The following is a 12,510-nucleotide window of genomic DNA, read 5'->3' on the forward strand; positions in this document are numbered from 1 at the left end:
GTCAATGGCGAAGCAGCCTGAGCAAGCAGTGGAAAAACAACTGCTTGCCCAACTGAATACCTGGGGTTATGGCTTGGTGCCGATCAAAGATGAAAAAGACCTTGTTGCCAACCTTAAAACCCAGTTGGAAAAACATAACCAAATCCGGTTTTCGGAGAAGGAAATTGAAAAAGTACTGAATTTGCAGCGACCTACTATTGGTTACCGGGTTGACCACGATCCGATACTCCCCCATCCGATCGAAGGAGCAACTATTTCGAAAACCCGTTGCGTCTCCTCGGAAAATTTTGCTAGTTTTAACGGGCCTTCATTTGTGGAAGAGGAGGGTAGGCTTCGGGCGGCGGTCACCCGGAAGCGCCTGCGGTACCTGCGGCTCGTCCGGAAGGCAGGTACAGGGGCGCTGCGTTGCGGCGTTGGCTCCGCTCTTCCTTGCTTTCCCGTTTCCCAAAGGCCCTAACCAATAAAACAGACGATTTCTATGAAAACCCTTGGATTGGTTCTTGGCGTACTGGCAGCCTTGGGTATGCTGCTGGGATTTATCCCGCTTTTGGGTTGGTTTAATTGGCTCAATATCCCTTTCGCCATTATCGGCTTGATCATTAGTGCGATCGGAAAATCCAACGAGGGGATGGTGCTCTGCGGCATGGCCGTGTTGGTGGGCCTGATTCGGTTGGTCATGGGCGGAGGGATCCTCTAAAAAAAGGCAACCGAAGGGTACCCCCTGGTATCCGGAAAAATCGCTCGTCCGGGATGCAGCAGCGGAGGAAAAATCCGGCAACAGCAGACCGGATACAACCGATAACAAGCGCCACGAATCACCGGGTTTCCCGTTGCGATTGACGGGCTGCCGGCAATTTTATATCATCGGAGGAAGCTCTAAGCCGCCTGTTTGGCAAGGTATCCGGGCCCTGTGCCGCATGTCGGGAGCAGCCCCGGAGCCAAGGCCCGAACCGGCGCTTTCCCCTCCGGAAAATCCCCCGGTCCGCATGGCGATCTCCGCCGCGTGTTCCCGCGCTGCATTTTTGAGCCGTAAAAAAAACGATACCTTTTATTTTGATACATCGGAATAAGAGGTATATTTGGGGCATGTATTCAAAAGAACTGGTAAAAGGAACCCTGGGGGTGATGGTCTTGCAGCTCCTGGAAGAAAACGGAAAAATGTACGGCTACGAAATCTGTCAGCAGGTAAAGGCCCGGTCGGAAGGCAAAATCCTGATCAAAGACGGAAGCCTGTACCCGATCCTGCACAAGCTGCTGCAGGAGGGCATGGTTACCACGGAGGAAGTCTCCCTGGGAAAACGGGTACGCAAGTACTATACCCTGACAAGCAAGGGCAAGGGCGCGCAAAAAACGGCCGTTCAGGAGTTGGCCGACTTTATGGACACGCTGCACAAAATCATCTTTGCCGGTACAAAAACCAAACCTGCCCTATGATGTCTGAGGAACACGTGGAACGCATCTGCCAAATCATTCGGCAAAGCGAACTGACCCACCAAGCCCTGCAGGAAGACCTGATCGACCATTTTTGCTGCCTGGTCGAGGAGCAGATGCTCCGCGGGCAATCCTTTGAAGAGGCCTTGCAAGCCGCTCGCGCGCAAATCGCTCCCAATGGATGGGGCGAAATACAGCAGGAAACCCAGGAGCTGCTGCGGTACAACAAGCGCCTGCGCCGGCAACAAGGCACCTGTCTCTCGGGCTATTTGTTTGCCCTCTCGGCTACCCTTGGTGCCTTTTTTAAGCTGATGCAGTTGCCCGGGGCTACGCCGCTGCTGTATGCGGGCGTCCTGGGTCTGGCCCTTGTCTTTCTGCCCTTGTGGCTGCAAATCCCCGGCAATCGCCGGCGATTTTTCCCTGCTTTCGGACCGCTTGCCGGGAAGCTGGCCGCCCTGAGTGTTGCGGTACTGCTGACGGCGGGTCTTTTCAAACTGCTCCAGCTACAAGGAGCCGGGGTCCTGCTTGGACTGGGCTTTTTGCTTGTGGGCTTTGGCTTTCTTCCCGTTTTTTTCTTCCGAACGATTGATGCAGGGTCCGTTGAAAGCTAAGCAGCAGGGGGAGTTTTTCGCCATCCGGAACAGCGGCCCGGCAGGAGCGATCAGGTACGGCCTCTGCCTCTTTTTGCTGCTGCTTGCCGGCGCACCGCTCCTTGCCCAGCATTCGGTAGCGGATCGCATCGAGGCCTTATTAATCGAGGCCCTGCCCGACGCTTCCGGTCCCGGCCTGACCCTGGGGGTAGTAAAGGACGGACAGCTCCTGTACCAGGGCAGCCGGGGAAATATGAACCTGGCATACGGTCTCCCCTTTAACGATTCCACGGTGGTTGGACTGGCATCGGTTACCAAACAGTTTACCGCGGCCTGCATCGGCCTCCTGGAAAGGCAGGGAAAATTGTCCCTGCAAGACGATGTGCGGAAGTACCTTCCGGAATTGCCCTTTTACGGGGACACGATCCGGATCAAGCACCTGCTCCACCATACCAGCGGACTCCGCAACCACAACGTGCTGCTGGATCTGAAAGGTTTTGATTTCACCACCCGGGGCTATACGAACGAAACGATTGAGGAACTGATGTTTCGGCAAAAAGGAACCAACCACCCTCCGGGCGAAAAAATGCTGTACGCCAATACGAATTACGTTTTTCTGGCCCTGATCGTGGAACGGGTGTCCGGGAGCAGCCTGCATGAATTTGCCAAACAAGAAATTTTCGAGCCGCTGGAGATGGGAAAAACCTTTTTTATCCGGGATCTGGAAACCCTGGTCCCCAACCGGGCCGAACCGTATTACGCCGACCCTGAGGGCTACAAGCAACCCAAATCCCTGACGCTTTGCGTGGGAGCGGGAGGCATGGAAAGTACCGTGCCCGATTTGCTCCGCTGGTCGGAGGTATTCCTGCAAGCGGACCATGAGTTTGCCTACCTGAAAGATTTTCTTACGCAACGGGATACCCTGAATAATGGAGAACGGATGAGCTATGGCAGGGGACTGTTTGTATCGCCCTACAAGGGGCTCAGCACCTACCATCACAGCGGACGGGATCGGGGCATGCGCAGCCAGTTTATCGCCCTGCCCGCGCTACAGTTGGCCGTTTTTGTGTTTGCCAACGAGGAAAACATCCATGCCGTCAATTTCTCCTACCAAATCCTGGACCTGTTTGTGCCGGAACCGGCCGAAGCCCCTCAAAAGGCGGTAGCTTCTACGGATTTGGCGAGGGCCTTGCAGACGCATACCGGAACCTACCAGGAGGTAAACAGTGATTTACGCATGGCGATTTACCTGGAGAACGATACCTTGAAAGCGGTAAGCAGTAGGGGCAGTACGGGCACCTCCCTGATTCCGGAAGGCCCGAATCGATTCTCCAGAATCGACAATTCGTACATTACCTATACCTTTGGACAAGAAGAGGGGGAGGATGACCTGCAGGTAGATTTTGGCGGTGCGCTTTTCTATTTTGAAAAGATCCGTCTCGCGGATCCTCCCAATCAGGAGTTGGAAACCTATGTGGGCACCTATTATTCGCAGGAATTGGATGTCCGGTACAGGCTGCAAGTAATCGAGGACCAACTGGTGGTAACGTACCCCAACCACCGCCTGGTCCTTAGCGAGGGGCAAACCGGTGTATTTGGTGCGAATAGACGAACGAAATACAGTTTTCATAAAAAAAACGGAGGGGAATCCCTGTATTTTGAGGTGGCCTCGGAAGGCACGGTAAAAAATATTCTGTTTGAACGGGTGGATCCTTCACCGGGAATCTAACCCTACAGGAAGTAAGGCGAGCGGGGAACAAAAATGCCTTCCTGCATTTTGCGCGGAATTTTCCGGGGCAGCCCTCCCAACAAAAAAAGTTTCGCCGGCATGTTACCGTATTTTCCGAAAAATAGGCTAACTTAAAAACGGAACGACCAAACCCGATACCCATGAAATCGAGCATGACGCAAGCAACCCACGGAGGAATGATTATAAATCATGCGAGATTCCATATGGCCATTTAAAGGCAAATTATAATCATATGAAACCCATCGATAAAAAAGACCTGGACCAGGAAGTATTTGACCTGTATGACGATTACGCCCATAGCCGCATTGAGCGAAGGGAATTTGTGCAACGCTTGTCTAAATTTGCCGTGGGCGGGCTGACCGTGTCGGCCATTATGGGCTACCTGATGCCCAATTACGCTGCTGCCCGGCGCTACAGCCAAGACGATCCACGGCTGATTTCGGAATACGTGAGCTATGCTTCGCCCAAGGGTGCGGGCACCATGAAGGGCCTGCTTACCCGGCCCAAGGACCAAAGCGGTCCCCTGCCGGGCATTCTGGTGGTGCACGAAAACCGCGGGCTCAATCCCTATATCGAAGATACGGCGCACCAGGCCGCGCTGGACGGTTTCATCGCCTTTGCCCCGGATGCACTGACGCCTTTTGGAGGGTATCCGGGATCCGATGACGAAGGCCGTACCCTGCAGTCCAAACGGGAGCGGGAGGACATGTTGCAGGATTTCATCGCCGGCTACGACATGCTGAAGAACCACGAGCAGTGCACGGGCAAAGCCGGTGTGGTGGGATTTTGCTTCGGTGGCTGGATATCCAATATGATGGCCGTGCGGGTACCGGACCTGGGTGCTGCCGTTCCATTTTATGGGGGACAGCCTACGGCGGAGGAGGTGCCGCAGATTCAGGCGCCGCTGATGCTGCATTTTGCCGGACTCGATACCCGGGTCAATGCCGGCTGGCCGGACTATGAAAAAGAATTAAAGGCACAGGGAAAAACCTACCAGGCCTTTATGTATCCCGATGTAAACCACGGGTTTCACAACCATTCTACGCCCCGCTACGACGAGGCCGCGGCCAAGCTTGCCTGGGGCCGGACCATCGATTTCTTTAAAGAAAAGTTGGGCTAAGCTTTCGGAAAGATGGTCTCTAACATCCGCAAACCTGACAGGTTTTCGTCGCTATTTACCCCGTAACAAGGTTTCAGTTGCTATTTACCCCGTAACAACGCTTTTATAATAAACCTGTCAGGTTTCAGTTGCTTTTCGCCCCGTAACAAGGTTTTTATAGTAAACCTGTCAGGTTTCAGTTGCTTTTCGCCCCGTAACAAGGTTTTTATAATAAACCTGACAGGTTTCAGCTGCTATTGACCCCATAACAAGGTTTTTACAATAAACCTGACAGGTTTCAGTTGCTTTTCGCCCCGTAACAACGCTTTTATAATAAACCTGACAGGTTTCAGTCGCTATTTACCCCGCAACAAGGTTTTAATAATACACCTGTCAGGTTTCAGTTGCGCTGAAATCCCAGCGCTACCGGGGTCAATAGAGGCAATGAATTAAACAATTCCTTGCTTTTTTCATTTTTTTCGCTATACTATGAGGCTTATGGATCTACGAAAAAATACTTTATTTATTGTCGTGTTATTGATTTTGGCTGCTTGTTCCCAAAACCCTGGTGAAGGGGAGCGGGTGATAGAGGCCGAGCTTGTACCGTATACCGTATCGAAAGACCTGGCGGAGATCAAGGAGGACGGGGTGCTGCACGCCATCACCATTTACAGCTCCACCAGTTATTTTCTCTACAAAGGCATGCCCATGGGATTTGAGTACGAGCTCTTGTCCCGGCTGGCCGAACACCTGGACCTGGAGCTGGAGATCACCATCGCCGAAGACATTGACGAGTTGTTTACCCTGCTGAACGAAGGCGAGGGCGATCTGATTGCCTACGGGCTGACAATCACGGAGCCACGCAAACAACTGGTGCACTTCACCGATTACCATTACGTCACCCATCAGGCCCTGGTGCAGCGCATGCCGGATAATTGGCGCTCGCTTCCGGGCTACAAGATCGATCGACAGGTGATTTCGAATACGCTCGAATTGGCCGACGATACCGTTTGGGTGCGGGAAAATTCCTCCTATTCCCAGCGGCTGCAAAACCTGCAGGACGAAATCGGGGCGAGGATTCCCGTGGCCCATATCGACGGCAATGTACCCACCGACGAAATCATCCGCATGGTGGTGGAGGGAGAGATCGATCGGACAGTGGCCGATTACAATATCGCCGCGATCAACAAGACCTACTATCCCATTTTGCACATCGATACCCGGATTTCCTTTTCCCAACGCATCGCCTGGGCAGTCCGGCAAAATTCCCCGGAACTGCTGCAAGCCATCAATGCCTGGATACGTGAGGAAAAAAAGGAAGACGATTACTACGTGATTTACAACAAATACTTTAAAAATACGAAATCCTTTCGAGGCAGAATCCAAAGCGATTTTTTTAGTAAAAATGGCAATAAAATCAGCCGCTACGATCCGATCATTCAGAAAAATGCCGCGCAAATCGGTTGGGACTGGCGCTTTCTCAGTTCTCAGGTATACCAGGAATCGCAGTTTGACCCACAGGCTACTTCCTGGGTAGGTGCCGGAGGGCTGATACAGCTGATGCCGGCCACGGCAAAGGAAGTAGGTGTTACCAACCGCTTCAATCCGGAACAAAACCTACGGGGAGGGGTGCGGTATCTGGAAAAAATGCGCGCCAATTTCGACTCGGTAGAGGATTCCATTCAAAAAGTGAAGTTTACCCTGGCTGCCTTTAACTGTGGCGCCGGGCACGTGTACGATGCCATGCGGCTGGCCGAAAAGCACGGCAAGGATCCCACGATCTGGGACGGGCACGTAGAGGAATACCTGCTAAAACTCATGGACAAGGAATACTACTACGACGAAGTGGTTCGGCACGGTTTTGTACGGGGCACCGAGCCCTATAACTATGTGAGAGATATCTTCCTGCGCTACGAGCATTACAAAAAGTTCATCGAAAGTTAATTCCCTGCAAGCGGGAAATCGGCGCAACGCTTTTTTCCCGATTTTCGTTGGTTTTGACCGCTGGCAGCAATCGATCGAATATCCCCTGCGATGCGGTAATTGCGATAAAATTCTTTGGTATATTTTATCCAATTTCTGTTTTTGTTGTATTTTGGTCCAATGAAACCATTGTCGCGTACGCTTTCGATTTTACTCGGAGTAGTGGTACTGCTTTTGATCATTCTTTTCCTTGGAGTTCCTGCCTTTCTCAAGGATTATCTGGAGAAAAACGACCGGGAGTTAGTAGGAAGGGAAATTTTTCTGGAAGACCTTTCCATCCATTGGTTTTCGGGACAATTGGAGCTGGAGGGCCTGGAAATACGGGAAAAAGATACGGCAAACGTTTTTCTATCCATCGATAAGCTCTCAACCCGGATTTCCTTGCCGGCGTTGGTAAACAGGCATTTTTTTATTCGTTCCCTTGACGTAGAAGGGCTCTCCGTGGAAATTGTTCAAAAGGGCATGCAGTTTAATTTTGATGATTTGTATCAACCTTCGGATACCGAAACGGCTAGTCCTGAAGTACCGGAAGCAAATCCCTGGCGATTTACCGTGGAGAACGTTTCCCTTCGTGAGGGGGAAGTAAACTACCACAGCGATATTGCTCCTTTTCTTGGGTTTGATTCGATTGCGATCGAAATTCCGCGAATTACCGAGGCAATGGATACCCTGACGGCGCTTGTGGCCTTGCACGTTTCCTCGGGAGGACGGATCGAATCTGTGGTTGGGATCAGTCCCGGGGATGCCAGGTATAGCTTGCGTATGCAGGCAGCGGACGTCGATTTGCAACTCGTAGAGCCCTACTTCATGGACGTGATGAAGCTTGGCAACCTAGGCGGAAAGTTGCTTGCCGACTTTCGTGTGGAGGGCAGTTGGGAAGATACCGATAGGCTGGACCTTTCCGGTAGCGTTGGTCTCCGAAACGTTGAAATGACAGACCCGGAGGGGAAGGCCTTGCTGGCTGCCGACCTGATGGAGGTAGCAGTCGATACCATTCGCATGAAAGAAGGCGTGTATGCAATTGATCGGTTGCATGCCAAAGGGCTTTACAGCATTTTTGAGCTATACGAAGAAGGTAACAATTTTTCCAGGCTACTGCTGACCGATTCCACTGCGTCGGACAACTCCGTTGAGGAAGATGCGCTAGACTATACGAACCCCTTTTTGGTCCTGGCCTATTACCTGCAGGGAACGGTCCGTTCCTATCAGGAGTCCTTTTACGAAATCCGGGAGCTCTCCATTGCGGAGTCCGAATTTCGGTTTGTAGACTATACGTTAAACGAACCGTTCCGTTACAAATTCACGGAGATGCGGCTTTTGGGCGATTCGCTGTACTCAAGCCGGGAAAAATTCACCATTCGTCTGGGGGCCGTCCTGAACGATACAGGCACTTTTGATGGGGAAATTGTTAGTTATACCAGCGATCCGTCGAATATGGACATCCGGTACACCGTCTCCGGAACCGGGCTTCCGCCCTTTGCGCCTTATACCAGTTTTTATGTCGCGCATCCCATAGCGACCGGAGAAATGCGGTATACCTGCGAGACCTCCATCCGGGAGGGAATCATTACGAGTAGCAACCTGGTCGAGATCGATGATTTCAACTTTGGAGAAAAGACCGGCGAGCGGGCCTTGTACGATTTACCGGTACGATTGGCGGTGAGCCTGCTGAAAGATCTGGATGGTAAAATCAGTTTGGACATTCCGGTAGAAGGAGATCTGAACGATCCGAATTATCGGCTCGGAAAAGTGATTTGGAGTACGGTACGGAATATTTTGCTGAAAGCAGTGACGGCCCCTTACCGCTTATTGGCACGTTCTTTTCAGGTAAAAGAAGACGACCTTAAGGAAGTCCGTTTCGGGCTGCTGCAGACGGGGCTTAACAAGGAGCAAAAGCGGCAATTAACCGATCTGGCGAAAGTACTGCATGCCAAGCCTGAGCTAAACGTGGCCTTTAAACGCGTAACCGATAGGTACGATGAAGTAGAGCGGTATGCACTTAGCCAGTCCTGGGCCAACTACCTGGTTGGAGATACCCTACCGGAGCGATTAAATGCGGCCCAAAAGAAGCAGCTAGACGAACCGGATCCGACGGATTCCTTGTTTCGTGCATTTGTAAACAGCGCCATCCAGGTTCCGGACAGTGTGCTGACGCTCGAGGAGCAGTGCCTGGTATACATTGGTGAAGAAGCGGCCGTTGCTGCGGTGGACCGAATCGGTAGCAGAAGAGGCGAAGCCATCGCGGATTACCTTTCGACCACGCTGGAAGTACCGGAGGAGCGTCTGCAGTTTCGGATTTTGCCGGCTGATTCGCTGATTTCTGACAAAAATTCAGCCATTTACCACATTGATTTTTGGGTGGAGGACCCCTGATAGGGGGTAAAACGGAGGGAGAACCCTGTACCTGCCCCGATCGATACGCGCGCCCCTTCCCCTTTGATCCGATAAATCATTGCGGGGCAATCCTAAGGTTGCGTAGCGACCATTGGGTACCGAGGGTAGGATAGGCGATTTCCAATTACTTCGGTACCTTAATCAAGGTCCCTGCTGCCAGGGATTCGTTTAGCTTCCTACCGTTTAGAATGGCCAGTTCCTCCAGGCGCGAATCGGGTATGCCCCGGGCCTTTAGCGCCTGTCTGAGTGTTGTATCGTCGGAAAGGGAATGTATGCGTAGCCGTTCAGGCTGCCGGTTCAGTTTGTCCGCCTCTTTGAGTACGCTGAAATTTTTCATGGTGGAGAGAAAGGCGGGTTCGTAGCTGGAGAAGGTATTGCTTCCGGCCAATCCCATCAAGCGGTACCGGGTATCACCCTGCTCGATTAGGTACACCAGCAGCCGAATACCGGATCCGTTTTCCTGTTTTTGTTCGGCATATAGCTGCACCGAGGGCAGCCCGTTGACTTTTTCTTCGCTGAAGGAAAGGACCTCCAGCTGGTAATTTTCCACCAACTGACGGGCCAGTTGCTGCAGGTTTTCACCCGAGGCCAGGGTCAGGGAAAGGACGGCTTCTCCGTTTGTTGGGGCCATCTGAACCTGTTGGGGGGAGTTTTGAAGGTTCCAGCCGCTGGGTACCGGAAAGCGGAATTTTAGTTCGGGATGGTAAAAAACCCCCTTTTCCAGAAATCCCTGCCGGGGATCTTCTCCATATACCAGTCCTTCGATTCGACGCAAATAGGCTTCCCGGTTTACCTTGCTGTCCGTCAGGTTCAGTTTTTTCTTCCAGGTTTCCGCCAATTGGGCCACGGTGAGGTTTCGTTCGCCGGGAGAGGGGTGGGTGGACAGAAATTCCGGCACCGTACCGCCTCCGGTTTTTTCCTGTTGCCGCTCCAGTGTTTCAAAAAACCCAGCCATTTCCCTGGCATCGTAGCCAATTTTGGAGGAGTATTCCACGCCCAGTTCGTCCGATTGCCTCTCGGCATCCCTGCCAAAACTCAACAAGGCCAGCTGCATGCCCTGGGAAAGGGGCTCGATAAATTCCGACAACTGCGGCACCAGCACCACACCGGCGATCATTCCCAACTGTCCCAGCAGGTTGTTGCGTTGCTGAATCACCGAATGCCGGGCGGTCACATGTCCGATTTCGTGCCCCAGCACGCCGGCAAACTCGGCTTCGTTATTAAAATGGGCCATGATGCCCCGGGTGAAGTACACAAATCCCCCCGGTACGGCAAAGGCATTGATTACCGGTGAGTCGACGATCTTGAAATCGTAGGCCAGGTGGGGTCGGTGGGAGACAGCAGCCATTTCGTTGCCCTTTTCGGTGATGAATGCCTGCAAATCGGGATCCTCGTACCGACCAAAAAAAGCCATAATTTCGGGATCCGACTCCTTGCCTAGCTGGATTTCCTGGCTTTCGGACATCAGGACCAGTTGTTTTTTACCCGTCACTGGATTTCGGGCGCAGCTGATTTGAAACAGGATCAATCCAACAAGGAGTGCACGTTCGACTAGAAAGAGTAGGGGCATGAGATTTTTTGTTTGTTACTGGAAACAGACCGAGCGAAATGCTATCAAAACCTGTGCTAACGTTTGCGCGGGTTGCATTTATTTTGGTCACGAAAAGGCGGGTTCGTGGGTTCCGATTTACGATAGGGAAGGAAAATCAAGTAAAATCGGGTTGTAATCGTTTATTTTCGTACGTTTTTTTCGGTAATGGCTGTCAAAATTGATTACTTTGGCTCCATGAATCATCCAATCCATCGCTACTCAATCCGTTATTTGGTCCTTTTTCTATGTGGCCTTCTTCTCACCGTACCCTTTTTGGTACAAGCGCAGGTTCCTGCCGTTCGCCGGGACCCCGGCCTTTCGGCCATGTTGGCGCAGGTGTCTACCGATAGCTTGCAGCAGTACCTGGAAAAATTGGTGAGTTTTGGTACGCGGCATACGTTAAGCCCGGAGGAGGAAGGTCGCGGGATCGAGGCCGCCCGGCAATACGTCCTGTCTCGTTTCCAATCTTTCGAAGCGGGTTCCGAAGGCAGGCTAAGCGCCACGATTGATTATTTCGAGGTAGAACCGAACGGGCGACGGGTGGACCGGGAGGTGCGCATGGGCAACGTGATGGCGACGCTACAAGGAACCGATCCGGAAGACGACCGGGTGTTTCTGGTCAGCGGACACATTGACAGCCGGGTTTCGGACATCATGAACGCCACCGACGATGCCCCGGGCGCCAACGACGACGGTTCCGGGGTGGTTGCCTTGATCGAGATGGTTCGAATCATGAGTCAGCAGCCTTTTCCCGCCACCATTATCTTTGTGGCCGTATCGGGGGAGGAACAAGGCCTGATCGGTGCGGCTCATCTTGCCCGTCGGGCAAGCGAAGAAAACTGGAACCTGGTGGCCATGATCAATAACGACATGATCGGCAACAGCGCCTCCAGTGGTACCAATCTGCGGGACAATACCCGACTTCGCGTGTTTAGCGAAGGCATTCCCCTGGTAGAAACCGAACAAATGGCCGCGCTGCGCCGCTCCACCAATGCCGAAAACGACAGCAAGTCCCGGCAATTGGCCCGTTATATCAAGGAGGTGGGCGAGCGCTACGTAGATCAGCTGGAGATCAAGTTGATCTACCGCAACGACCGGTTCCTGCGGGGAGGGGATCATACCCCATTTTCCCGCGAAGGGTTTACGGCCGTGCGTCTATGCGAAATGAATGAGAATTATTTTCAGCAACACCAGGACCTTCGAACCGAAGGGGGGCAGCAATACGGGGACCTGATTGAGCACATCGATTACGAATACCTGCGAAAAAACACGGCAGTAAACCTGGCGGTGTTGGCCAGTCTGGCCTCGGCGCCCGGAGCCCCCCGGGAAGTCGGAGTGGATATCAGCGGGCTGAGTAACGCCACGCGGCTGCGTTGGAATAGCCCGGAAAACGGTACCGCTAGCGGTTACTACGTGCTGATGCGTGAAACCAGCGACTCCATGTGGCAGCGCAAATTTTATACCGAAGCGCTGGAAATGGAACTGCCCTATTCCAAGGATAATTACTTCTTTGCTGTACAGGCCGTGGGGGCAAACGGTGCAGAAAGCCTGCCCGTATTCCCCGTTCCGGTGCGGTAAAGGTTCGGTACGATTGCCTGCCTACCGAATCAGGTCGAGGCAATTGATGTCCGGGGATAGGCTGCAGTGCCAGGCCAGCTCGCATTAATCCGGA

The 12,510-nt window shown here is 52.7% G+C and carries 10 protein-coding genes; 9 read left to right on the top strand and 1 reads right to left on the bottom strand.

The annotated features are described in order from the left end of the window. Nucleotides 1–4: 4 nt before the first annotated feature. The 8 genes from ABWH99_RS06885 to ABWH99_RS06920 all read left to right on the top strand — a co-directional run bounded on the left by ABWH99_RS06885 (nt 5) and on the right by ABWH99_RS06920 (nt 9,226). Entirely contained in the window at nt 5–457 is a 453-nt protein-coding gene (locus ABWH99_RS06885; RefSeq protein WP_375585551.1) for a hypothetical protein, read from the top strand. Between the two features lie 21 nt (nt 458–478). Next, nucleotides 479–697, top strand: a complete 219-nt coding sequence (locus tag ABWH99_RS06890; protein ID WP_375585552.1) for a hypothetical protein — start codon at nt 479–481, stop codon at nt 695–697. Between the two features lie 389 nt (nt 698–1,086). Continuing rightward, entirely contained in the window at nt 1,087–1,434 is a 348-nt protein-coding gene (locus ABWH99_RS06895) for a PadR family transcriptional regulator (RefSeq protein ID WP_375585553.1), read from the top strand. After that, entirely contained in the window at nt 1,431–2,042 is a 612-nt protein-coding gene (locus tag ABWH99_RS06900) for a hypothetical protein (RefSeq protein WP_375585554.1), read from the top strand. Before ABWH99_RS06895 ends, ABWH99_RS06900 begins: the two co-directional genes overlap by 4 nt. Next, nucleotides 2,032–3,750: a serine hydrolase domain-containing protein gene (locus tag ABWH99_RS06905; protein WP_375585555.1), complete on the top strand. Its 1,719-nt coding sequence runs from the start codon at nt 2,032–2,034 to the stop codon at nt 3,748–3,750. Before ABWH99_RS06900 ends, ABWH99_RS06905 begins: the two co-directional genes overlap by 11 nt. Nucleotides 3,751–4,003: 253 nt before the next feature. Beyond that, on the top strand, nt 4,004–4,891 hold the full coding sequence (locus ABWH99_RS06910) for a dienelactone hydrolase family protein (RefSeq protein WP_375585556.1): 888 nt from the start codon (nt 4,004–4,006) through the stop codon (nt 4,889–4,891). 477 nt (nt 4,892–5,368) lie between these two features. Continuing rightward, on the top strand, nt 5,369–6,814 hold the full coding sequence (locus ABWH99_RS06915; protein ID WP_375585557.1) for a transporter substrate-binding domain-containing protein: 1,446 nt from the start codon (nt 5,369–5,371) through the stop codon (nt 6,812–6,814). Between the two features lie 159 nt (nt 6,815–6,973). Further along, nucleotides 6,974–9,226, top strand: a complete 2,253-nt coding sequence (locus ABWH99_RS06920) for a DUF748 domain-containing protein (RefSeq protein WP_375585558.1) — start codon at nt 6,974–6,976, stop codon at nt 9,224–9,226. Nucleotides 9,227–9,371: 145 nt separating this feature from the next. On the opposite strand, the gene ABWH99_RS06925 is transcribed toward ABWH99_RS06920, so the two are convergent. Continuing rightward, nucleotides 9,372–10,817, bottom strand: a complete 1,446-nt coding sequence (locus tag ABWH99_RS06925; RefSeq protein WP_375585559.1) for a M48 family metalloprotease — start codon at nt 10,815–10,817, stop codon at nt 9,372–9,374. A gap of 216 nt (nt 10,818–11,033) precedes the next feature. On the opposite strand from ABWH99_RS06925, the gene ABWH99_RS06930 reads away from it, so the two are divergent. Then, the gene (locus ABWH99_RS06930) at nt 11,034–12,416 is read left to right on the top strand and encodes a M28 family metallopeptidase (RefSeq protein WP_375585560.1); all 1,383 of its coding nucleotides are present in this window, start codon (nt 11,034–11,036) and stop codon (nt 12,414–12,416) included. Nucleotides 12,417–12,510 lie beyond the last annotated feature (94 nt).

Source organism: Cyclobacterium xiamenense, from assembly GCF_042140265.1.
Classification (GTDB): Bacteria; Bacteroidota; Bacteroidia; order Cytophagales; family Cyclobacteriaceae; genus Cyclobacterium; species Cyclobacterium xiamenense_A.